This window comes from Streptomyces inhibens, assembly GCF_022221585.1.
Lineage (GTDB): Bacteria > Actinomycetota > Actinomycetes > Streptomycetales > Streptomycetaceae > Streptomyces > Streptomyces inhibens.
The window spans coordinates 9,029,072-9,050,195 of sequence record NZ_CP084681.1; the positions used below are offsets into that span (position 1 = coordinate 9,029,072).

At 70.4% G+C, this 21,124-nt stretch carries 21 protein-coding genes; 13 read left to right on the forward strand and 8 right to left on the reverse strand.

Annotated elements, in window-relative coordinates; genetic code table 11:
- Positions 1-8 precede the first annotated feature (8 nt).
- The 7 genes from KI385_RS40565 to KI385_RS40595 all read left to right on the forward strand — a co-directional run bounded on the left by KI385_RS40565 (position 9) and on the right by KI385_RS40595 (position 7,273).
- Positions 9-1,148, forward strand: a complete 1,140-nt coding sequence (locus KI385_RS40565) for an agmatine deiminase family protein (protein ID WP_238576994.1) — start codon at positions 9-11, stop codon at positions 1,146-1,148.
- Positions 1,149-1,353: 205 nt separating this feature from the next.
- Complete coding sequence (locus KI385_RS40570; RefSeq protein WP_238576995.1) at positions 1,354-2,748, forward strand: tetratricopeptide repeat protein; 1,395 nt, start codon at positions 1,354-1,356, stop codon at positions 2,746-2,748.
- 131 nt (positions 2,749-2,879) lie between these two features.
- On the forward strand, positions 2,880-3,464 hold the full coding sequence (locus KI385_RS40575; RefSeq protein ID WP_238576996.1) for an RNA polymerase sigma factor: 585 nt from the start codon (positions 2,880-2,882) through the stop codon (positions 3,462-3,464).
- Positions 3,461-4,486 carry a zf-HC2 domain-containing protein gene (locus KI385_RS40580; RefSeq protein ID WP_238576997.1) on the forward strand — a complete coding sequence of 342 codons (1,026 nt, stop codon included), beginning with the start codon at positions 3,461-3,463 and terminating at the stop codon, positions 4,484-4,486. Before KI385_RS40575 ends, KI385_RS40580 begins: the two co-directional genes overlap by 4 nt.
- A complete protein-coding gene (locus KI385_RS40585) occupies positions 4,483-5,268 on the forward strand; it encodes an ABC transporter ATP-binding protein (protein WP_238576998.1) in 786 nt (261 codons plus the stop codon). Before KI385_RS40580 ends, KI385_RS40585 begins: the two co-directional genes overlap by 4 nt.
- The gene (locus KI385_RS40590) at positions 5,265-6,635 is read left to right on the forward strand and encodes a hypothetical protein (protein WP_238576999.1); all 1,371 of its coding nucleotides are present in this window, start codon (positions 5,265-5,267) and stop codon (positions 6,633-6,635) included. The genes KI385_RS40585 and KI385_RS40590 overlap by 4 nt, the downstream gene beginning before the upstream one ends.
- Positions 6,632-7,273 carry a hypothetical protein gene (locus tag KI385_RS40595; RefSeq protein ID WP_238577000.1) on the forward strand — a complete coding sequence of 214 codons (642 nt, stop codon included), beginning with the start codon at positions 6,632-6,634 and terminating at the stop codon, positions 7,271-7,273. Before KI385_RS40590 ends, KI385_RS40595 begins: the two co-directional genes overlap by 4 nt.
- A 117-nt stretch (positions 7,274-7,390) precedes the next feature.
- Here the strand turns inward: KI385_RS40595 and gntA are convergent, their stop codons facing one another.
- Complete coding sequence (gntA, locus tag KI385_RS40600; protein ID WP_238577001.1) at positions 7,391-8,050, reverse strand: guanitoxin biosynthesis heme-dependent pre-guanitoxin N-hydroxylase GntA; 660 nt, start codon at positions 8,048-8,050, stop codon at positions 7,391-7,393.
- Between the two features lie 644 nt (positions 8,051-8,694).
- Here gntA and KI385_RS40605 point away from each other — a divergent pair.
- Positions 8,695-9,579, forward strand: a complete 885-nt coding sequence (locus tag KI385_RS40605; protein ID WP_238577002.1) for a patatin-like phospholipase family protein — start codon at positions 8,695-8,697, stop codon at positions 9,577-9,579.
- 168 nt (positions 9,580-9,747) lie between these two features.
- Here KI385_RS40605 and KI385_RS40610 read toward each other — a convergent pair whose 3' ends face one another.
- Both KI385_RS40610 and KI385_RS40615 read right to left on the reverse strand, forming a co-directional pair.
- A complete protein-coding gene (locus tag KI385_RS40610; RefSeq protein ID WP_238577003.1) occupies positions 9,748-10,194 on the reverse strand; it encodes a hypothetical protein in 447 nt (148 codons plus the stop codon).
- A 610-nt stretch (positions 10,195-10,804) separates the two neighbouring features.
- On the reverse strand, positions 10,805-11,431 hold the full coding sequence (locus KI385_RS40615; protein WP_238577004.1) for a TetR/AcrR family transcriptional regulator: 627 nt from the start codon (positions 11,429-11,431) through the stop codon (positions 10,805-10,807).
- Between the two features lie 92 nt (positions 11,432-11,523).
- Here KI385_RS40615 and KI385_RS40620 point away from each other — a divergent pair, with 92 nt between their 5' ends.
- From KI385_RS40620 to KI385_RS40635, 4 genes are all read left to right on the forward strand, one after another.
- Positions 11,524-11,955: a DUF4345 domain-containing protein gene (locus KI385_RS40620; protein ID WP_238577005.1), complete on the forward strand. Its 432-nt coding sequence runs from the start codon at positions 11,524-11,526 to the stop codon at positions 11,953-11,955.
- A gap of 120 nt (positions 11,956-12,075) precedes the next feature.
- On the forward strand, positions 12,076-12,858 hold the full coding sequence (locus tag KI385_RS40625; RefSeq protein ID WP_238577006.1) for an aminoglycoside adenylyltransferase domain-containing protein: 783 nt from the start codon (positions 12,076-12,078) through the stop codon (positions 12,856-12,858).
- A gap of 102 nt (positions 12,859-12,960) precedes the next feature.
- A complete protein-coding gene (locus tag KI385_RS40630) occupies positions 12,961-13,416 on the forward strand; it encodes a DUF6153 family protein (RefSeq protein ID WP_238577007.1) in 456 nt (151 codons plus the stop codon).
- Between the two features lie 89 nt (positions 13,417-13,505).
- Entirely contained in the window at positions 13,506-14,180 is a 675-nt protein-coding gene (locus KI385_RS40635) for a DUF305 domain-containing protein (RefSeq protein WP_238577008.1), read from the forward strand.
- Between the two features lie 68 nt (positions 14,181-14,248).
- On the opposite strand, the gene KI385_RS40640 is transcribed toward KI385_RS40635, so the two are convergent.
- From KI385_RS40640 to KI385_RS40655, 4 genes are all read right to left on the reverse strand, one after another.
- Positions 14,249-15,703, reverse strand: a complete 1,455-nt coding sequence (locus KI385_RS40640; protein WP_238577009.1) for a SufS family cysteine desulfurase — start codon at positions 15,701-15,703, stop codon at positions 14,249-14,251.
- Positions 15,690-17,072 (reverse strand): family 2B encapsulin nanocompartment shell protein, encoded by a 1,383-nt coding sequence (locus tag KI385_RS40645; RefSeq protein WP_238577010.1) that lies wholly within the window; start codon positions 17,070-17,072, stop codon positions 15,690-15,692. The genes KI385_RS40640 and KI385_RS40645 overlap by 14 nt, the downstream gene beginning before the upstream one ends.
- Positions 17,073-17,548: 476 nt before the next feature.
- On the reverse strand, positions 17,549-17,782 hold the full coding sequence (locus KI385_RS40650) for a hypothetical protein (RefSeq protein ID WP_238577011.1): 234 nt from the start codon (positions 17,780-17,782) through the stop codon (positions 17,549-17,551).
- A gap of 90 nt (positions 17,783-17,872) precedes the next feature.
- On the reverse strand, positions 17,873-19,666 hold the full coding sequence (locus tag KI385_RS40655) for an LTA synthase family protein (RefSeq protein ID WP_238577012.1): 1,794 nt from the start codon (positions 19,664-19,666) through the stop codon (positions 17,873-17,875).
- Between the two features lie 248 nt (positions 19,667-19,914).
- On the opposite strand from KI385_RS40655, the gene KI385_RS40660 reads away from it, so the two are divergent.
- A complete protein-coding gene (locus KI385_RS40660) occupies positions 19,915-20,190 on the forward strand; it encodes a hypothetical protein (protein WP_238577013.1) in 276 nt (91 codons plus the stop codon).
- A 73-nt stretch (positions 20,191-20,263) separates the two neighbouring features.
- Here the strand turns inward: KI385_RS40660 and KI385_RS40665 are convergent, their stop codons facing one another.
- Complete coding sequence (locus tag KI385_RS40665) at positions 20,264-20,932, reverse strand: histidine phosphatase family protein (protein WP_238577014.1); 669 nt, start codon at positions 20,930-20,932, stop codon at positions 20,264-20,266.
- Positions 20,933-21,124 lie beyond the last annotated feature (192 nt).

Sequence of the window (21,124 nt, forward strand, 5' to 3'; positions counted from 1 at the left end):
GGTTGATCGTGCGAATATCCAGACGTCAGACACTGCAAACTGCGGTCGCCGCCGCGCTCGGCGGGGGATTGAGCGCCTGCCGTACGCCGGACAGCAGCGTGCCTGCGCCGGGCGGCGGCAGCACCGCCCCGTCAGACGCACCGCCGGCCGGCGGATGGCGGCTGCCCGACGAGGCGCACCCGCACCGGTCGACGTATATGGCATGGCCCACCCGGAAGATCTGGGGGCCGGACATCGCCGGTGTGCGGGACGACATCGCGCGCATCGCACGGACGATCGCGGAGTTCGAGCCGGTGGTCCTCCTGGCAAATGGCCCGGAGGTGAAGGCGGCGCGGCAGGCCTGCGGGTCAGGGGTGGAGGTGGTCCCGACTCCGGTGGACGACCTGTGGATGCGCGACAGCGGACCGCTCTTCGTACTCGGGCCCGACGGCATCGCCGGAGTCGACCTCAACTTCAACGGCTGGGGCAACAAGCAGGACCACGGCCGCGACAGCCAGGTCGCACGCCGGATCCTGGACGACGCGCACCTCACCAGGATCAAGGCGCCGATCACGGGCGAGGGCGGCGCGCTGGAGGTCGACGGCAGGGGCACCCTGCTGGCGACCGAGAGTTCCCTGGTCAACGATGCCCGCAATCCCGGCAGATCCCGCGGCGACATCGAGCGGGCCCTCAAGGATCTGGTCGGCGCCACCACGGTGATCTGGGTGAAGGGCGTCAAGGGAAAAGACATCACGGACTACCACATCGACGCGCTGGCACGCTTCTCCGAACCGGGTGTCGTGGTCATCAGCGCACCGGATGAGGACGCTCCCCGGGACGTCTGGACCGAGGCCTACGACCAGGCGCGCGAGGTGCTGGACAGGGCGGTCGATGCCAGGGGGAAGCGTCTCGACGTCGTCGAACTGCCCGAGCCGGTCCACATCGGCCGCCGCGGGGACGGATTCCTGGCCGGCTACGTCAACTATTACGTGGTCAACGGCGCGGTCGTCATGCCTCGCTTCGGCGACAGGAAGGCCGACCGCAACGCCGCGTCCATCGTGCGCGAGTTGTACCCGGGCCGGGAGGTGGTGCAACTGCCCGTCGACACTCTTGGGGAGGGTGGCGGCGGGATTCACTGCTCCACGCAGCAATTGCCCAAGGTCGGTTGAGGGGAGCAGTTTTCCGGCACGGACATACGGACACATACGAAGGCATCGAGGAAGGATGGAGACGAGCCATCGGGCGGCCGGATGGCTGGACGACCGGATGGCTTGACGGCCGGCCCGTTCGCCCGCTGTCACGATGGCCTGTCCCGTCACCGCTCTCGTCACCGCAGTTCAGCCAGTTGTCACACTCACCCCCCAGGAGTCACCCATGACAGCGGACCGGCACGGGCACCTGATGACCGACACCGGCGCCGAGGCCCTCACCCGTTACGAACAGGCCCTGGACGACCTGCTGTTCTTCCGCCCCCAGGTCCTGGAGGCGTCTCGGTCCGTACTCGCCGCCTCGCCGCGGTCCGTGATGGGCCAGACGCTGGCCGCATATCTGGGGGTGCTGGGCACCGAGGAGAAGGACGCGGCCGCGGCGCGCGACGGCCTCCTCCGCTTTCGCTCCGGCCTGGACACGGACAGGCTGACGTCCCGCGAACGGATGCATCTCGCCGCCGCAGCGGCATGGCTGGACGGCGACATGCATGGCGCGGGCCGCATCCTCGGTGACCTCACCGTCGCCTTCCCACGCGATGTGCTGGCCCTTTTCGCAGGTCACCAGCACGACTTCCTCACCGGCGACGCCCAGCGCCTCCGTGACCGCGTCGGCGGAGCACTGGACGCCTGGGACGAGAGCGATCCACACCACGGTCCGCTGCTCGGCATGTACGCGTTCGGCCTGGAGGAGTCGGGCCATTACGAACATGCCGAGGAGGTCGGCCGGGCGGCCCTCGCGCGGCATCCGCACGATGTGTGGGGCGTCCATGGTGTCGTGCACACGTATGAGATGCGCGGACGTTTCACGGACGGGATCCGCTTTCTCGACGCCCGTACCGACGACTGGGCGAGCGGCACCTTGCTCACCGTCCACAACTGGTGGCACTACGCCCTCTATACGCTGGAGACCGGCGACACCGCCCGCGTACTGGAGATCTACGACTCCGTGCTCCATCACGACCGGTCGGCGGGCGTGGCGATGGAACTGCTCGACGCCGCCGCCCTGTTGTGGCGCCTGTACCTGGCGCAGGACCAACAGAGCGCACGGTGGGAGGCACTCGCCGACGCCTGGGAGAGCCGCGACGACGGCCCCCATTACGCCTTCAACGACGCGCACGCGGTCATGGCCTACGTGGGCGCGGGCCGCATTGACCAGGCCCAGCGCCTGGTCCAGGACCGGGAAAAGTGGGTGGCGGCGGAGCCCGATGTCTCCAACGGTGCCATGACGGCCGAGATCGGCCTGCCGGTCTGCCGCGCGCTGATCGCCTACGGGCGGCAGGACTACGCCCGTGCCGCCGACCTGCTGCTGCCCATCCGCCACCGCCTGAACGCCTTCGGTGGCAGCCACGCCCAGCGGGACGCGATCCAGCGGACCCTCGTCGAGGCGTCGCTCCGCGCAGGCCGTACCGACCTGGCCCGGACCCTGCTCAGCGAACGCATCCAGCTGCGCCCGATCTGCCCGTACAACTGGTCGGCCAAGGCCCGCCTGGAGGCACAGCTCGGTGACCCGCGACGGGCCGCGGCCGCCCGCGAACGCGCCGCCGTACAGGCTTCGTCCTGAGCGGTCGCCACCACTGCGCTGCGCGGCACTAGGAACCCGGACAAGGCCGGCAACCCGGACGTCGCAGATCGTCCGCGCAGGTCGTCCGCCCGTTCGTGAACCGTTTCCGTCCGCCGAGCGATAGAAGAGGCGTGAAGCGATTCCGCCCCTTGAGGGCAGACCGGGACGACGATGCCGCGCTGCTGCGCGGCATCGCACGAGGGGACCAGACCGCGTTGGCCGCGTTCTACGACCGGCACGCCGGCTGGCTGCACGCGCGGCTGGCGCGTCGGTGTGCCGATGCCGAGACCGTGCGCGAGGTGCTCCAGGACACCTTCGTCACCGTGTGGCGGTCCGCCGGTTCGTACCGGTCGGGAGAGGCCGGCGGCTGGCTGTGGGTGATCGCGGCGCGGCGGCTGGTGGACGCGCAGCGCGCGCAGGCACGGGCCGGGCGTGTCGTGCACGAGCCTCCGGCGGCCGTGCCGTCGGCGGAGGACAGTGCCCTCGGGGGACTGGAGTACGGGGATGTGGGCACCGCGCTCGACCGGCTGTCACCGGAGCTGCGTGAGGTGCTGCGGGCCACGGTCATCGACGGGCTGACGACCCGTGAGGCCGCACAGCTGCTGGGCATACCCGAGGGCACCGTCAAAACACGGGCCATGCGCGCCCGGCGTGAACTGCGCGCTGTATTGGGCGAGTTGGGGAATGCGGCGACGCCATGGGGAGGTCTCGCATGAAGAGGGAACAGGTAAGCCCGGGCGGACCGGCGTGGCATGTGGACGAGGCGATGGGCCGGCGCTACGCGGACGGGTCCCTGCCGGAGCCGGATGCCTGGTCGTTGGAGAAGCATGTGGAGGCGTGCGGCCGGTGTGCGGCCATCGTCTCGGCCGCAGTTCGCGCGACGGGGACGGCGGGGCCGCTGCTGGAGGACGTGCGGGGCGCGCTGCTGCGCACCGTCGCGGAGGAGGCCCCGGGGGAGGGCGCGGGCGCGACCGTACGCAAGAGGGGGGCGAGGGCGCGTCGTTCGCCACTACGCCCGAGCCCGGGCCGCCGGATCGTCGCCCGGCCCGCTCCTGCCTCCCTGCCGGGCCGGCTCGCGCGAACGGTCTGGGCCGCCGGGCCTGCCCTGCGCGGAGCATGGGGCGTGGCCCTGCTGGTGGTGTGCGCGGGAGCCGTGGCACTGGCCTACGGCGCCGGGTTCCTCGCGGCGCGGTCGGTGTTCTTCGCGCTGGCGCCGGTGCTCCCGCTCGCCGGGGTCGCGCTCTCCTACGGGCCGTATGCCGATCCGATGTACGAGATCAGCGCCGCGGCACCGTCCGGCGGGCTGCGGCTGCTGCTGATCAGGACCACCGCCGTGCTCGGCGTCAGCCTGCCGCTGCTCACCGCCGTAGGTGCCCTGCTGCCCGCGCCGCCCGGAGTGCCGGGCGCGGCGGCCTGGCTACTGCCAGGGCTGGCGCTGACCGTGGGGACGCTCGCGCTCGGCTCGTACACCGGATGCCGTACCGCCGCCGCGCTCGTCGCCGCCGGCTGGGCGTTCGCCGTACTGCTGCCCGCCGCGGCCCACGCCCCCGACGGGGCTCCCACACCGGCCGTGCTCGCCGAGCAGCTGGGGCGGTGTGTCTCCGGGAGCGCCACGCAGAGCGGGTGGGCCGCGGCCGCCCTGTGCTGCGCCGGGCTGCTCGCGCTGCGCCGTCGCGCCTTCGACTTCGCCCCGGACCACGGCCCGGGCTCGTACCTGAACCGTCTGGAGAACTCGTGAGCACCATCAGCGTCAACGGCCTCACCGTCCGGCACCGCAGGACCGTCGCCCTCGACGGCGTCGACCTCGATTTCGGCCCCGGCGTGCACGGACTGCTCGGCCCGAACGGCGCCGGCAAGACCTCCCTCATCCGGGTGCTGGCCACGGTCGCCCGTCCCGCCGGCGGACGGGTCGAGCTGCTCGGCCACGCGCTGTCCGGCCACCGGGAGCTGTCCGCGGCCCGGCGCAGGCTCGGCTATCTGCCCCAGGACTTCGGGTACTACCCGGGCTTCACCGTGCGGGAGTTCGTCGGGTACGTGGCATGGCTCAAGGCCATGCCGGGAGATGTCGCCGGCGCGGCCGTCGAGCGGGCCGTGGCGCGGGTCGGGCTCGCGGACCGTATCGACGCCAAGGTGCGCACGCTCTCGGGCGGCATGGTGCGGCGGGCCGGCATCGCCCAGGCCATCGTCAACGAGCCCGACGTGCTGCTGCTCGACGAGCCGACCGCCGGCCTCGACCCGGAGCAACGGGTGGAGTTCCGGTCGCTGCTCGTGGAGTTGGGAGCGCAGACCACGGTCATCGTCTCCACGCATCTGGTGGAGGACGTCGCCGTGGCATGCACCGAGGTGACGCTCCTCGCATCCGGTCGTGTGGCGTACCGCGGGACTCCGGCATCGCTCGCGGCGCTGGGCGAGAGCGACGCCGGCGCGGACCTCGGCGGCAATCCCGTCGAGCGCGGCTACACCGCCGCCCTGCGCGGCCATCGCGCCACCGTGGCGACCACGACGGGAGCCCGCCGATGACCACCCAGCTGATCCCGCACACCCCGTCCCGCCCCGACGCCGCGGGGTCGTCGCGATCCACCCGGCGCGCCCGCCACCCCGTGTTCGCCGAGATACGCGGCGGACTCGCCCCCTGGATCGCGCTCGCGATGTGCCTCACCCTCGTCGGCGCGATGGCAGGAAAGGCCAGCTACTGGCAAGGGAGTTGGGGTGAGACACAGGAGCGGCTGCACTCGGCGGCCGTGTTGCTCGGCGGCCCGCTCGCCGCGGGTGCGGGGTGCTGGCAGGGCGGCCGGGAGCGTCGCAGGCGCACGGCGGAGCTATGGGCCACCGGCGCCCGGAGCGAACTCGCGCAGTTCGTGGTGGCCGCCCTTCCGGTGGCGCTCGCCGTGATCGTCGGTCACGCGGTCGCGGCCGCCGGCTCGTTCCTCGCCACCTGGCCGTACGCCTCCGCCGGGCGGCCGCTGTTCGGCCCCCTGGCCGCCGACACGGTGTTCCTGGCCGCGATGTCCTGCGGCGGGATGGTCGTCGGCCGGCTCGTCCGCTGGCGCCTGGCCGCGCCGCTGCTCGCCCTGTGCGGATACGTGGCGCTGGCGCTGCCCATGTACCAGCAGTCGTCACTGCGCTTCCTCGGACCGGCCGAGGGCTACAGCCCCGATGGCTGGGTACCGGTCTGGTGGCAGCCGCTCGCGATGGCCGCGTGGACGGGCGGCCTCGCCGCCGCCGTGGTCCTCGGCCACGCCGCCCGGCGGCACCGCTACACCGCGCTGCTTCCGCTGGCCGTCGCGATCGTGGCCGCGGTGCCGATCGGGCGGACCGGCGAGCACATGTGGTACCCCAACCCGCTTGCCGAGAAGCAGATCTGTGACGACTCGTCACCACAGGTGTGCGTCAACGCCGTGCACAGGGACCTGCTCCCGGCGGTATCGAAAGCGCTGTCCGGCCTCACGGGACGGCTTGAGGGAGTGGCACACGCCCCCGTCCGCTTCGAAAACCTGCCCCAGGACCCCCACCGCGACGAGGCACAGCTGCCCGACCTCTACTTCGGACAGAGTGTCGTACGCGGTGAATTGGCGGATCCCCAGGCGTTCGCATGGGAAGCCGCGGCCGGGATGCTGACCCGCGACTGCGCGGCGCCGACCACGCATCCCGTCGACGACGCGGTGATGGAGTGGCTGGTCTCCAACGACCTCAGCACCAGCAGACGTGCGGAGGCGCGCCGGCAGGCCCGGGAACGAGGCGACACCGCGGAGGCCACCGCGCTCGACACACGCGAGCGGGCCCTGCACCACCTCGCCGCCATGCGCCCCGACCAGCGACGCGCCTGGCTCGGCCGTTACTTCGCCACCCACGGCAGCTGCGACACGAAGAAGGTCCCCGCACTGTGACGACCCCGAACGCGCCCGTCTCGCCCTACCCCGCGACGTACGGATTCGCCCTCTATGCCCGCTCCCGCGTCCTCCCCGCCACCGTGGCCACACTGCTCGCCACCGCGCTGCTGGCCGCCCTCGGCGCCCACGAGCTGCACGCCTACATCGACCCCGACAAACGGGTCCCCGTCGTGGCGCTCGCGCCGATGCTCGCCGCCGCGGCGATCGGCGCGAGCCTGCACCAGCACTCCACGGAACTGGACCGGGCCGCCGTACGCCCCTGGTGGCCCCGGCGTCTCGTCCATCTACTGGCCCTGACCGCCCTGGGCGCGGCGCTGCTCGCCCTCGCGGTGCCCGGACACGCACAGACCTTTGGCGCGTCGGCGATCGTCCGCAATCTTCTCGGCGCGGTGGGCATCTCGGCGCCGGCCGCCGCCCTCATCGGCGCCCGGCTGAGCTGGCTGCCGATGATCGTCTGTCTCAGCACCCAGTACCTTGCCGGCGGGGGCGTCCACGGCCGGACCGTGACGGTATGGGCCTGGGCGATGCAGCCGGGCCCCGAGCCCGCCGCCTGGGCGACAGCGGCCACCCTGTTCCTCGCGGGCACCGCGGCGTACGTCATGCACGGGCCCCGCCCTGACGGAAGCCACGACTGAGGAACGGGAAGGGGTGGATCCCCCTCGCATCCGATGGCCGGTGCCGGCCGCTCCCGCAGGCCCGATCAGCCCGTCATCGTTCGTCGCCACCCAGCACTCGCCCCGGGCCGGTCGGGCTCAGACCCGTGCGGTGAAGGGGCACGTCCAGTCGGCCGGCTTGCGCCGGCCCGAGTAGCGCCGGGCCTCGGAGAGCTGCTCGTACTCCAAGAGGTTGGGGTTGATGTCCCCCTGCAACTCGATGTCCTGCTTGCGGATCTTCTCCTGCAGCCGGTCCCAGAGGCCGGCGGCCTTTATTCGGTCGAACTGGGCGTGCGAGTTGAAGGCGAGCATGGGGAAGGGCGGGCGGCGGCCGATGCGGCTGTGCGTCTCGTGCAGCCCGATCACGAAGAAGGGGTGCCCGGCGACGCTGTAGGCGAAGGTACGGGACGACGGGTCGGGGGCATAGCCGTCGGCCCAGGCGTGCGTACGGCTGTCATGATCGTGTACGGCCTGTAGCTGCTGCCACATCAAGTGCTCGAACTCGGTGTCCGACACCTGTAGGAGGCCCGAGAAGGTGGCCACGAAGCTCGTGAAGGGCTTGGCGTCCCAGTCCACCGCCTCCACATACGTCTGAAGATCAGCCGCCATGTGCCGCGCCGCCGTGTCGTCTCCGAACCACGTGTAGTGATGGTGGGTGATGCCGCCCTGCCGCCATGCCGAGCGGCCGGCAAGGCAGGGGAACGAGTCGCCGAGCAGGAACTGCCCGACTTCAGTGGCGGCGGTGGCGTCAACCGTCATGTTCGAACCTTCGGTCAGGGGGCAAGGCATTACCCGTGGTGGGGGACGCTGGCAGTCAAGGTCGGGCATGGCCGGTTCGTCAAGGCAAGGCCGGTCACCCCTGGAAATGCCTTCACCGGAAGGGTCATGATCGCGGCGGCCTCCATGGTGGTGGCGCCCGGCCTGGATGAGTGCGGGGGGGCAAGGTCATGAGGATCTCCAGATGTTCCCGAATTCAATGAATCACGGCACTTTGTCCGCTATTCCGAGAGCCGAGAGCCGAGAACCGGGAGCCGGGAGCCGGGAGCCGGGAGCCGAGATCGGGATGCATCGTTTCCGGGATGCCTGAGGTGGACGGCTCGCTCGTGAGGAGCTTGGCATCCCTCGGCGCAGGGGGACTGCCCACTCCCTGGCGGTGGACGGGTTTCATGTCGAGCCTGGTGATGGCCCCTATGCCGATCGTCACCTGTCACCTGTCACCCGTCAGCCGCCAACTGGCAGGTGGCGGAGTGCCGTTCGCGAGGAATCGCGCGACAGCCCGGCGAGGCCGCTCCGTCGGCGCGGTATAGCCTCAGCGGGAACAACTGATCGGGCGAAGGGGAAGGCGTGCCGAAGACGAGGCGAGCGGAGCGTGACCGGTGACCACGAGGGCGGCTGCGTCAAACGTGCCCTCCGGATCTCACCGGCGGGCAGTCGTACTCGGCGCCGGAGGGGTCGTCGGTACCGCCTGGATGGCCGGGCTCCTCGGCGGGATGCGCGGGGCCGGTGTGGACCTCGCTGAGGCGGATCTGATCGTCGGCACTTCGGCGGGCGCGATCATCGGCGCGGTGCTGGCCACCGGCCAGGACCCGGATCGGCTCGCCACTCCTCCGCGGCCTGCCGACTCCGACATCGCCCCTCCCCAGGTGGACAGGCGTCGGCTGGGGGAGGTGTTCGCCGTGCTCGGCGCCGCCGGTTCCGATCCCGCCGCGGCGCGGCGGCGGGTGGGTCAGCTCGCGCTGGCCGCCGAGACCGGCCCCGAGCAGGCGCATCTGGCCCGTATGGGTGTCCTGGTCGGCGCACACCAATGGCCGGACCGGAAGCTGCTCATCACGGCGGTGGACGCCGAGACCGGCGAGCCGGAAGTCTTCGACTGCGCAAGCGGTGTCCCACTGCCGTCCGCCGTGGCGGCAAGCACCGCCTTCCCTGGCTTCTACCCACCGCTCACCATCAACGGCCGTACGTACATGGACGGCGGTCTGCGGTCGGGAACCAGCGCCGACTTGGCGACAGGCGCCCGCGTGGTGGTCGTCATCGAGCCGCTGGCGCACCTGTTCCCCCGTGAGCCGCTCGCCCAAGAACTCGCCGAAGTCGGTGCGGACGCCGTGGTGACCATCGGTCCCGACGAGGCGACGGCACGGGTGTTCGGCCAAGACCTGCACGACCGGTCGGCCTGGCAACCGTCCTACCGTGCCGGCGTCCGGCAGGCCGCCGAAACCGTTCAGCGGGTCCGTGCCGCGTGGCAGGCCCCGGCGGTCGAAGAGCCGCGACGGGATGAGCACAGCGAATGAAAGACCAGCAACTCAAGTCTGTGTGGGGGCTGTTGGCTCCTGGGTGAGGGGTCAGCGGAACCGAGCGTTGTGGTCAGGACGCGGCGCCGCTACGGCTCCACCCGGATCGCCGTCCAGGTGGACCGGGTCGCGTCGCAAAGGTCCACTGCCACGAGCTCGCGGGCCCCGTCAGCTCCAGAGCTGGGAGGTGACGACTCGGGGCGTGTCGGCCGGCCTGTCCCCGACGTAGGTGAGGGTCACCCGGGTGTACTGCCGCTGCCCAGGGTGACCGGGGCGGAGCTGTGGGTTGTCGAGCCGTACGTGGACGCGGTAGCTGTGGAAGTGGCCTGCTGCGCAGTAGGGCTGGCAGTCGTTGACCAGGTCGTTTCCCTCGGCGACAGCGGACTGCGGTTGCCATTGCGACCACCGGAGCGACTTCAGGACGTTGTTGCCGTCGCCGCAGGCGAGCATGAAATCGCCGGGGCGGACCTGTGGCTGCCCGGTGCAGTCGATGGCCGCTACACGGGTCTGCGCCGGCTGTTCCGGAGAGGCGGAGGCGGGCGCCGGTACGGCTGCTGCCGCAAGTGCCACCCCGGCACAGACCAGGAGTGCTGCCTTTGCCTTGTGAGCTCGCATATCCGCTCCTCACCGCTTCGCATGTGTGGACATCGGCTGCGACGCAGGGTGCGGTCTTCGTGCTGGCCACGTTCCCCGCGGGGCTGTCGTTGCTCCTCTGCCGACACGCTACGACCACTTGGCGGAACAGTGCCACTCCAACGGGCTGCCGGCACGCGACACAGGATGTGCGGGACACCGGCCTGAGCCTTGCCGGAAACGACGACCGTGCCGTTCCTTTACCGGTGGATTACACCCCCCGGGGGGGATGACCTCTCCCGCTCCCCGTACGTGCTTGGCCGGGAGCTTGGCCAACTCCCCACCGGTAAGTAAACCGTGCCGGTGATCCTGCGGCGCGCTGAACACCCGCTCCCACCTCCCAGCGGTTGCGCGGTTCCGCAACCGCGTGTATGCACCCTTCCGCGAGCCGTACTGCGGCGGGCGGAGCCGGATGAGGGATGGGGTCAACTCCTCAGCTTCTACCGCTCGTTGGGTATACGGAGGTAGGTGAGGGAGAGCGTCGCCGGGCCGAACGGAGGGGCCAGAGGTGCCCACGCCGTGCGAGGTGGGGTACGAGGTCGTGGCCACGGCTGGGCTACGGTCATGTGCTGGATGCCGGCGCCCCGGGTGGTCAGCCGCCGGTGCCGGGGTCCGTGCCGGTGCCTGGGGCGAGCCGTTCGAGATCCATGATGGGCCGGAGCGCCCCCAGCAGGGCGCCGACGCACATGGCGCGCAGCTCGGTGCGTGAGAACGACTGGTTCGTCAGCCAGTCCACGCACAGGGTGCGGACGAACACCAGCCAGCTCATCAGCGCGGCCGACACCAACTCCCTGGGGCCGTCGCCGAGTCCGGTGGAATAGAGCAGGCGCCGCCGCAGCTCGGCCAGTTCGTCGGTGATGACGGCCTGGATCACCGGATCTCCGGCGAGCACCCGGTTCGCCGCGAGCACGGTGTTCCGGTTGGCGACGAAGTAGTCGATGTGTACGTCGAGTCCGGCGGACAGCTGCTCGACGACGGGCAGGGCCGGATCGAGTGCCGTATCGGCCAGCAGCTGGTCCGCGGCCTGCTGGTAGATCGCGGCGAACAGGTCGCGCTTGTTCGGGAAGTAGCGGTACAGCAGGGCGCGGGAGATGCCGGCTCGTTCGGCGACGTCCTCCATGAACACCTCGTCGTACGGCTTCGCCGCGAAGAGCTGTGCTCCGACGCCGAGCAGCTGGCTGCGGCGCTCGGCGGGGGCGAGTCTGCGGCGTGTGGTCACGCCCCACAGGTTACTTGACATCTGTCTACTATCCGCCCTAACTTCCCCGTTAGTAGACAGGTATCTACTAACGGGGAAAGGGTGGTCGGATCATGGCCAGGCTCCTCACATGGCTTGTGCTGGCGATGGGGATCGCCTGCGTGGCGATCGGCGCCTTCCACCTCGTGCTCGGCATCGACTCGGTGCCGGGCGAGGGCACGGCCGGCGCGACCGTCGACAGCCGGGAGCGGTACTACGGAGCGATCTTCCTCGGGTACGGCCTCGCCTGGATCTGGGCGGCCCGGCAGTCGCCCATTTCGTCCCGGGCGGTGCGGTGGCTCGCCGGCATCTTTCTGCTCGGCGGAGTCGGCCGGATCCTGTCCATGGCCCTCCACGGCCGGCCGCAGTGGTTCCAGGTCGCCCTGACGGTCATCGAACTCGCCGTGCCGCCGCTGTACTTCTGGCTGTCGACCGCCGATGAGAAAGCGGCGGCGACCCGGCTGAGGGAGGCCGGCGAGGGGTCCCGTAATCGGGTGGGGCTTTGACCGGAGTCATGGCACGGTAACGACGTGGACAACCCGCATGAACCACAGGCGCCGAGTAGCGCTGCGTACGGCGCGGCCGGGCGTGGAGTGACGCGATGCCCGCTCGCCGTGCAGCAGGTCTTGCCCGACCTGCTGCACGAAGTCCGATCGGCGCTCGGCGATCGCCTCGTAGGCATGTACCTGTACGGGTCGGCGGTCAGTGGCGACTACGACGAGGGCGTGAGCGACATCGACCTGATGGCCGCCGTCACCGGTGGACTGAGCCCTGACGTCCTGAGCGCACTGGATGCCGGGCACCACCGTTTCTGGTCCAGCCATCCCGAATTCACCGATCGCATCGACCTCATCTATGCGCCTGCCGCATTGCTCTCCTCGCTCTCCGGTGAGCTGAACGCTTCCGGCACGCCGTCGATTCTGGCCACGGTGTCACCCGGCTCCCCGCTGCACGCGGAGCCCGTTTCGCAGGAGTGGATCCTCAACCGGCACCTCGTCCACGACACGGGCGTTACGGTCCATGGCCGCCCGCTGGAATGTGCGGTGACCGCCGTGCCTGCGGAGACGGTGCGTGCGGCCGTGGCCCGCAAGGTGCTGTCGCTCCGTGACGGGGCTGCGCAGGTGGTGCACCGGGGAGGTCATGCTTATGTGGTCCTGACGGCCTGCCGGGCGCTGCTGACGCTGACCACGGCACGACACACAAGCAAGGCCGACGCCGCTCGCTGGGCGCGTGAACGGTGGCCGCGCTTCCGGCCGGTGATCGGTGCCGCGCTGGAGTGGCGTCTGGGCCAGGCGGTACGCGATGAGACACCGTTGCCGCGGGAGCTGTCGGCGCAGCGGGACGGTCTTCTCGATGCCGTGTGCCGGGTGGCCGAGGACCGCACGACCGGCGTCGTCGGTCATGGCTGAGGGGAAGCCGATCGATGCGCCGTACGTCGCGACTTCACGGCTCCTGGGGTGCTGCGCCGTGCGGGCGGGCGCTTGGGTAGGGTCGATGCCGGAGGTCATGACGTGAGTGCGCACCGCGGGATTCGGGCGGCAGGTGCCTGTGGGCAGCTGCTGCTCGTTGTCGTGCTCGCGCTCGGCGTCTTCGTGATGCATACGGTGGGCCATCCCGACAGCTCCTCCGGCTCGGCCATGGGGAGCGCGGCGCACGCAGCCGCCTCCAGCGCCCATATGGGCGACGGCATGGCCTCGCCGTCACAGGCGGCCGCTGCCTCGTCGCGCTCCTCGGGCCACGACATGACGACGAAGTCGTCCTCGCACGGTCCGGGCATGGCGATGGACATGACCTCCCTGTGTGTGGCCGTGCTCGGAGGCTGGATCCTTGCCGGTCTGCTGCGGGCGGCGCTCAGCCGCCGGCCCGACTGGCTCGTACGGCTGCGCGCCGGCGCCCTCACGGCGCAGCGCCCCAATCCGCCACCGCCCCAACCCGACCTCGCTCAACTGTCGGTCCTGCGGATTTAGGCCGAACGCCGCCGCGGGCGCTTCTCGCTGCCCGCGTCGCCCCGTTCGCCAACAATTCCGCAGAGCAGAACAGACAACACGAGGTTGACATGACCACCATCAAGCATGCCGTGCGACGCACGCCGGCCCGCCGTATCGTCCTGGTCGGCGCCGTTGCCGCGGCCGGGCTGGTGCTCGCCGCCTGTGGCAACAGTGACGACAACACGAGCGGCATGGACCACGGGAGCAAGCCGTCGGCCACGGTCACCCAGGGCGCCGGCGCCAACCCCGCACCGGGTGCGTTCGGCGACGCGGATGTGCTGTTCGCGCAGATGATGATCCCCCACCACGAGCAGGCCGTGGCGATGGCCGAGCTCGCCGACGGCCGGGCCGGGGACGCGGAGATCAAGGCCCTCGCCGGTGATATCGAGAAGGCTCAGGACCCCGAGATCCAGAAGATGAAGTCCTGGCTCAAGGCCTGGGGCAAGCCTGTGTCGGGCGGATCCATGCCCGGTATGGACCACGGCTCCCACTCCATGGACGGCTCCGGCATGTCGGGGATGATGTCCGACAAGGACATGAAGGAGCTCAAGGCCGCCAAGGGCAAGGACTTCGACCGGAAGTTCGCGCGGATGATGATCGCCCATCACAACGGCGCGATCGACATGGCCAGGAACGAGCAGAAGAACGGCAAGAACGCCACGGCGAAGAAGCTCGCCGACGATGTGGTCAAGAACCAGTCGACCGAGGTCAAGAAGATGAACAAGATCCTCGACCGGATCTGACCCGGCTGTTCACCGACGCCGACGTCGCCGACCGGACTCCGGTCGGCGACGTCGGACGGTCGGGGGCGTCAGGTGGCTTGCTGCAGTGCGTGCAGGGACGCCACCAGCTTGTCCACCTCCTCGGGTGTGTTGTAGAGGGCGAGCGAGGCACGGGCCGCGCTCTGCAGGCCGTAGTGGGCCAGGGCCGGTTGGGCACAGTGGTGGCCGGCGCGGATGGCGATGCCGTCGCGGTCCAGCCAGTCGGCGATCTCCGTCGGGTCGTGGCCCGCCAGGGTGAAGGTCAGTACGGCGATTCTGTCGGGCGCGGAGCCCAGCAGCTCAAGTCCCGGAACCGTGGACAGGGCTTGCTGTGCGTGCGCCATCAGCGAGGTCTCGTAGGCGGCGATGGCGTCCCGGTCGAAGGAGGTCAGCCAGTTCAGCGCGGACAGCAGCCCGACCACGCCGGAGATGTGTCCGGTACCGGCCTCCAGGAGGTGGGGTACGGGGGCATAGGTGGTACGGGTGAAGTCGACCGACTCGATCATGTTGCCGCCGCCCTGCCACGGCGCCATGTTCCGCAGGATCTCCGGCTTCGCGTACAGCGCGCCGATGCCCGTGGGGGCGAACAGCTTATGGCCGGAGAACACATAGAAGTCGGCGTCCAGGTCCTGCACATCGACGGGGAAGTGCGCCACCGCCTGCGCCCCGTCCACCAGCACCTTGGCCCCGTAGCGGTGCGCGAGTGCGGTCATCTCGCGCACCGGCGGGACGGTGCCGAGCACATTCGACGCATGGCTGATCGCGACGAGTTGGGTGCGCATGGAGAGCAGATCGGCGTACGCGTTGAGATCGATCTGGCCGTCCGGTTGCAGGGGTACGGGCACCACCCGGGCCCGGGTCTCCTTGGCGATCAACTGCCAGGGGACGATGTTCGAGTGGTGCTCCAGCACCGGTACCAGGATGTCGTCCCCGGGGCCGAGGTTCGCCCGTCCCCAGCTCTGGGCGACGAGGTTGATCGCCTCGGTGGTGCCGCGGACGAAGACGATGTCGTCCGGTGAGGGTGCGCCCAGGAACCGGGCGACCGCCGCCCGGCCCGCCTCGTAGGCCTCGGTGGCCTCCCGGGCCATGGTGTGCGCACCACGGTGGATGTTGGAGTTGGCGGATCCGTAGAAGGAGGCCAGTGTCTCGATCACCTGGCGTGGCTTCTGTGTCGTTGCCCCGTTGTCCAGCCAGACCAGGGGGTGCCCGTTCACGGTCCGGTGCAGGATCGGGAAGTCCCGCCGCGCCAACTCGGGGGAGAAGGCGGCGGGTTGGCCGGGGAGGCCGGCAGGTTGGGCGGGCTGGGTGGCTTGGGCCTCGGGGGCGGTGACCGGTGCCGAGACCGGGGCGGTAATCGGTGCCGAGACCGGGTCGGTGACCGGTGCTGTGACTGGGGTGTTGACCGGTGCCGAGACCGGATCGGCGGACGGCAGACCGCCGGCAAGCGGGGTCGGAGTCACAGCCGTACCCGGCCACAGACTCCGGGTGACGTCAGGAGTAGTCATGGTAGTTGGCGACCTCGACGTTCTGGAGCACGGCGAGCGCGTCCTCGACCAGCACCGCGGTGTTGAAGTACGCCGTCATCAGGTACGACGTGATGCCCTTCTGGTCGACGCCCATGTTCCGCATCGACAGACCGGGCTCCACCTCGTCCTCGACCTTCGCGGGACGCAGACCCACCACGCCCTGCTCCGCCTCGCCCACGCGCATCAGCAGGATCTCGGTGGTGCCGATGCCCGCGTTGCCGGAGAACCGCACCTTGTCGGAGGGGAGCAGCGGAACTCCACGCCAGGTCAGCAGCGGGCTGCCGAACCGGTTGTCGATGATCGGGGGCACACCCCGGCGCGTACATTCCCGGCCGAACGCGGCGATGGCCTTGGGGTGCGCGAGGAAGTAGCCGGGCTGCTTCCAGACCCGGGCCAGCAGCTCGTCCAGGTCGTCGGGGGTCGGGGAGCCGGTGCGCGCCTGCACCCGCTGCCCAGGGGCCACGTTGTTGAAGAGGCCGAATTCCGGGTGGTTGAGCAGCGCGGACTCCTGCCGCTCGCGCAGTGCGTGCACGGTGAGGTTGGACTGGGCCCGGATCTGGTCGATGGGCCCGTTGTAGAGGTCGGAGACCCTGGTGTGCACGCGCAGTACGGTTTGGGCGAGGGTCATGTGGTACTCGCGGGGCGTGTCCTCGTAGTCGACGAACGTCGTGGGAAGGTCGGGTTCACCGACATGCCCGGCGCTGAGATCGACCGGCACCTCGGCGCCCGGCATGATGCCGTCCGCCGCGAGGTAGGCGTCCATGGCTCCCCGCACCGTCGCGTCGCGGTCGCACAGCCCGGCGAGCACGCTGCGTTCGACGCACAGCGCCACGCCGGGCGTGAGCGCCCTGACGCGGTACGGCATGGGCTCGGAGCGGGTCCAGGCGTCCAGGTCGAAGAACTGGCCGTCGCCGATCACTTCGAGCACGGCGTCCTCGCCGTAGCGGCCGCTCACCCGCTTCTCGGCGCGTCCCTGGACGATCACCCACAGCTGGTCGTGCGCGTCACCGTCCTGGGCCAGCATCTGGCCGGCCTCGAAGGTGACTTCCGTGAAGGCGCCGGCGAGTTCGGAGAGCAGCGCGTCGTCGGCCTCCCTGAGGTACGGCAGTTCCCGCAGGTCTCCCGGAATGACGCGCGGTGAACCGCCGTCGGTGTGGGTGCTGATGCGGTCGTCGCCGAGGACGTACGTACGGCGGCGGTTGACGCGGAAGACGCCCGATTCGACGTCCACCCAGGGCAGGGCACGCAGCAGATAGCGCGGGGTGATGCCGCGCATCTGCGGGCTGGTCTTGGTGGTGTTCGCGAGCTGCCGTGCCGCATCCGGGCTGAGACTCGTCTGGTCGTTCACAGGACCTCCTCGCAGACAGACATGCCGATCGGCCGGCGCACGGGCCGATCGACATGCGGGAACAGTCGGATCGTCTTGTCGTAATCCGCCGCCCGCAACCAGACGATTGCCGGTGTTCGGCCGGAAATGCTCGCCGCGCTGAATTCGCGATTCCGTATGAACGTGCGACTACTTGGCGTCGCGTCGCCGCTACCACATGTGGAAGTAGCGGAAGTATTCATTCCAGGGGTGTCGGGCACGTCGCCGCACATTGCACGACTCCGCGCATGCGACCTGATTTACCCTCATAATGCTACTTTGCATTTCTTAAAGGATGGCTTATGGTGCTGGCCTCTTGTGCTCCGAAGCCGCCCTTCGAGCTGCCCAAGTGCCGCCAGGGGCCACGGAGTTACGAGGGATGCGCGGTCGGCGATACCTCGGGCGGGACCCCCGAGGCGGCGTGTGGTGGCGACCGGGAGCGCCGCCACCCGGACGTGTCAGCGAGGAAGCACGCCCGTGACGGGGGCGAGCAGGCCGAGGACGGGATCGAGTGAGGTCGCTGCCCGTGCCACCTTGCCGTTGGGGCCGAGGTCGTTGAGCTTGGCCAGCTCGTTGTCCACGCTGAACAAGAGCGGGCGGTCGTTCTGGGAGGCGTTCGCCGAGGGGACGGTGACAGCTGTGGCGCCGGCAGCGAGGATCACGGCGGCGAGGAGGCGGTGCGTCTTGGTCATGACGTATTCAACGATGGGTCAGGCTGATGGCAACGTGCCTGCGAAGTTCGAACTCCTGGCGAAGCGGGTGGTGATCGATGCCCCCTGCGACTACCGGCCCGGCGATGGCGGAGTGGCGCCGGGCTGCGGGCCGTAGGCGGTCAGGAAGCGGTCGCGGAAGGTGTCCATCCGCCAGACCGGGGCCTTCGGACCGGGTTTGAGCCCGTCTTGCCAGCCCCAGCCGGATATCCGCTTCAGCACGGCCGGGTCGTGGGCGACGATCGCGATCGGTACGTCCCGGCCGGCCTTGTCGCCGGTGACGGTCGGTACGGGCTGGTGGTCGCCGAGGAAGACCAGCACGGTGTTCTTGTTGCCGTACTTCTCCACGTAGGAGATGAGGCTGTTCAGTGAGTACTCGATGGCACGCCGGTACTCGGTGCGCACCTGTGCGGGGTCCTTCCACACCTCTTTGGGGTCCTTGCCCGCCTTCTTGATGGCGCCGTAGACCGAGCCGTCGCCGAGCTCGTCCCAGCCGATCATCTTGGGGATGGGTGCCCAGGGGTTGTGGCTGGAGACGAGGATGATCTCCGACATCAACGGCTTGCGGTCCGGCTTGCCGTGCTCCAGCCGCTCGAAGGCCGACAGGCTGTACTGGTCGGGTATCCGTGACCAGCTGAACTGCGGCCCCCGGTAGCCGAGTTGATGGGTGTCGTAGACGTTGTCGAGTCCGTAGAACTTCCCCTCGGGCCAGGACCGGGTGACGCCCGGCATGATGCCGGCCGTGCGCCAGGCGCCCGCGCGCCGGAAGGCCCCGGTGAGGGTCAGCCGGTCGCTCGATGTGATGGTGCGGTAGCGCTGCTGGTTCGGGATCCACAGGCCCGACATGAAGGTGGAGTGGGCCAGCCAGCTGCCGCCGCCCGCTGTCGGTGAGGTGAGGAAGGCGCTCCGGGAAGAGAAGCCGGCCTTGCGCAGCCGACCGGTCCCGTGCGCCAGCACCGCGTCGACCTGCGCCGCCATCCTGGGGTCCTGGACCGCGCTGCGGCCGTAGCTCTCGATGAAGGTGAAGAGGACGTCCTTGCCGCGCAGCCCGGTGAGCAGTTGGTCGGCAGGCGTGTCACGGAAGGCGTCGTGGGCAGCTTCCTTGGCGAACACCTGCTCGTCCTTGAGGCTCGCGCGCACCCGGTCCGCGCGGTCCTCGACGCGCTCGGCCGCACTCCTGGAAGCGACCGGCACGCCGGCGACCTGCACACCGAGCGCCGCGCACGCGATCCACGCGGTCCCGAGTACGAAGGTGGCACGGGTCGCCACGGCGCTGTGCCGGACCATCAGGCGGCTCAGCCGCACGACCGCCAGCGTCATGAGGACGAACAGACCGAGGACGAGGACCACGACCCCGATCACGACCCCGATCGCGTCCACCCGGCCCACCGAGTCCCTGAGGAACGACTCGGCGTCGTCGAACAGGATCCAGTCGAGAACCGGGTCGAACGGCCGGACGAGAACCGCGTAGAAGCCCATGTCGAGGACGTTCAGGAGGGTCAGCACGCCGAGGCCCACCCCGGCGAGCACCGCCACCACCTGCCTCGCCTTCGGCGGCAGGACGAGCAGCACGGCGGCGCCGAAGATGCCCTCCACCGGAAGACGCACGAACTCGCCCGGCGTGAGGCGGGTGAGTTCGTCCGGCAGGAGGAGGGCGAAGAGCACCAGCGCGGCGGCCAGGGTAGTGCCCGTCCATGCCAGGGCCCGTGCCGCGGCCGGATGCCGATCCCGCCAGCCGACGGATACGACGGCCTCGTCCGGGTCGTCACCGGCGGCGCCGTCTGCGACGTGGTCGCCCCGCGCACCGTCCTCCGGTGTTGCCTTGTCCCTGTCCGGCAGCTGACGAGAGCGGGTGAAGTGCGACAACCCAAGGTCCTTCCGTGCGAAACCCGGTGGTGGGACGGCGGACCAGGCTCGGGAGGTCGGGGCCGCCGCCATCTGATACGGCGTGCCGGCGGCTTCTGTTCAATCACCAGGGGCGCCCGCGCGGGACCGGTGGGCCCGACCCGCGGTCGGCCTGTGAGGCGGCAGTTGCCCCGTGGCCGGGCAGTTGTCGCCGGACGTTCCATCGTGGCCGATTGCCAGCGCGACACGGTACAAGGCACCCTTGCGCCATGTCATATGTGAGGCTCGAAGCCTGGATCGGCGGAGAGTGGCTGGAGCTGGACGCGGTGAGTGTCACCGTAGGCGAGTCCGCGCTGACCCTCTCCTTCGAACGTCAACGGACCGAGTCGGGGTATCGGGGCCTCATCTGGGAGCCGCTGGAGAACTTTCTCCGGGAGTACCGTGACGAGCCGCTCGTCGTGGTGCCGCTGGGACACCACTTGCCGGTGATGTTCGGCCCCGGTGCCGCGGGGCCCTTCCGTTTGGCGGAGATGCCGGACGACTGACCGCCGCTCTCGCCCGGCTCCGTACGGAGGGAGCGCTCCGCGCCGTACGGGCCTGCTCGGAAGCGTCCAGGTCCTACTGCGCGGGCTGCTCCAGCGGACGTCCGGTCGGTCCGCCGTCCGATCCGGACGCCATGGTCGCGACGGCGGCGCCGGCCCAGGACAGCGCCGTCCACCCCGCCGACGGCGAACCCTCCAAGACCACCACGCCCGTGTTGTCCAGCGGGTGCGCGGCGGCGAACGGCACCGCCACGTTCCGTGCACGGGCCGCCGTCCACATCCGGATCGCCGCGCCATGGCTGACCATGGCGACCGTCCCGGCGCCACCGTCGGCGGCCTCCGCCACCACCGCGTCGAACCGCCCCAGTGCCTCCGCACCGCTCTCCCCGCCCGGCATCCGCAGCCCGGTCTCTCCTGCCGCCCAGGCAAAGGCCGTGGTCATGTACGCCTTGGCCGCCTCGGAGTCCCCGCGCACCATTTCCAGATCCCCGGCGGACAGCTCCCGGATGCCGTCCCGCACCCGCACGTCCAGCCCGCGTGCGGCGGCCAGCGGGGCGGCGGTCAGCTGGGTACGGACCAGCGTGGAGGCGTACAGCGCCTCGATGTCCTCACCCGCGAGCGCCTCGGGCAACGCAGCGGCCTGCCGCTCGCCCAACGCGGTCAGGCCCGCCCCCGGGACGGCGGTGTCCAGGAGAAATTCCAGATTGGACGGGGTCTGGCCATGACGGATCAGGAGCAGGCGCATAGGGGGGTCCTTTCGGCTGCGACAAGCGGCGAGCGTCTACGTGCATCTACGTGCATCTACCACTTTCTCAGAGGGGGCGCTCCGCCCTTGCCGGAGCCTGCCCGCGACGGCGACCGCACCCACCGCGGCCCCCGAAGCCTGGGCCCGGCAGGCCGCCGCCGGGGCAGGTGGACAGGGCGCACAGCAGGTCCC

Coding starts and splice junctions, on each gene's coding strand:
- KI385_RS40620 (WP_238577005.1), top strand. CDS start 11,524: ATGGCCAGGCTCCTCACATGGCTTGTGCTGGCGATGGGGATCGCCTGC.
- KI385_RS40635 (WP_238577008.1), top strand. CDS start 13,506: ATGACCACCATCAAGCATGCCGTGCGACGCACGCCGGCCCGCCGTATC.
- KI385_RS40570 (WP_238576995.1), top strand. CDS start 1,354: ATGACAGCGGACCGGCACGGGCACCTGATGACCGACACCGGCGCCGAG.
- KI385_RS40665 (WP_238577014.1), bottom strand. CDS start 20,932: ATGCGCCTGCTCCTGATCCGTCATGGCCAGACCCCGTCCAATCTGGAA.
- KI385_RS40590 (WP_238576999.1), top strand. CDS start 5,265: ATGACCACCCAGCTGATCCCGCACACCCCGTCCCGCCCCGACGCCGCG.
- KI385_RS40650 (WP_238577011.1), bottom strand. CDS start 17,782: ATGACCAAGACGCACCGCCTCCTCGCCGCCGTGATCCTCGCTGCCGGC.
- KI385_RS40660 (WP_238577013.1), top strand. CDS start 19,915: ATGTCATATGTGAGGCTCGAAGCCTGGATCGGCGGAGAGTGGCTGGAG.
- KI385_RS40580 (WP_238576997.1), top strand. CDS start 3,461: ATGAAGAGGGAACAGGTAAGCCCGGGCGGACCGGCGTGGCATGTGGAC.
- gntA (WP_238577001.1), bottom strand. CDS start 8,050: ATGACGGTTGACGCCACCGCCGCCACTGAAGTCGGGCAGTTCCTGCTC.
- KI385_RS40610 (WP_238577003.1), bottom strand. CDS start 10,194: ATGCGAGCTCACAAGGCAAAGGCAGCACTCCTGGTCTGTGCCGGGGTG.
- KI385_RS40640 (WP_238577009.1), bottom strand. CDS start 15,703: ATGACTACTCCTGACGTCACCCGGAGTCTGTGGCCGGGTACGGCTGTG.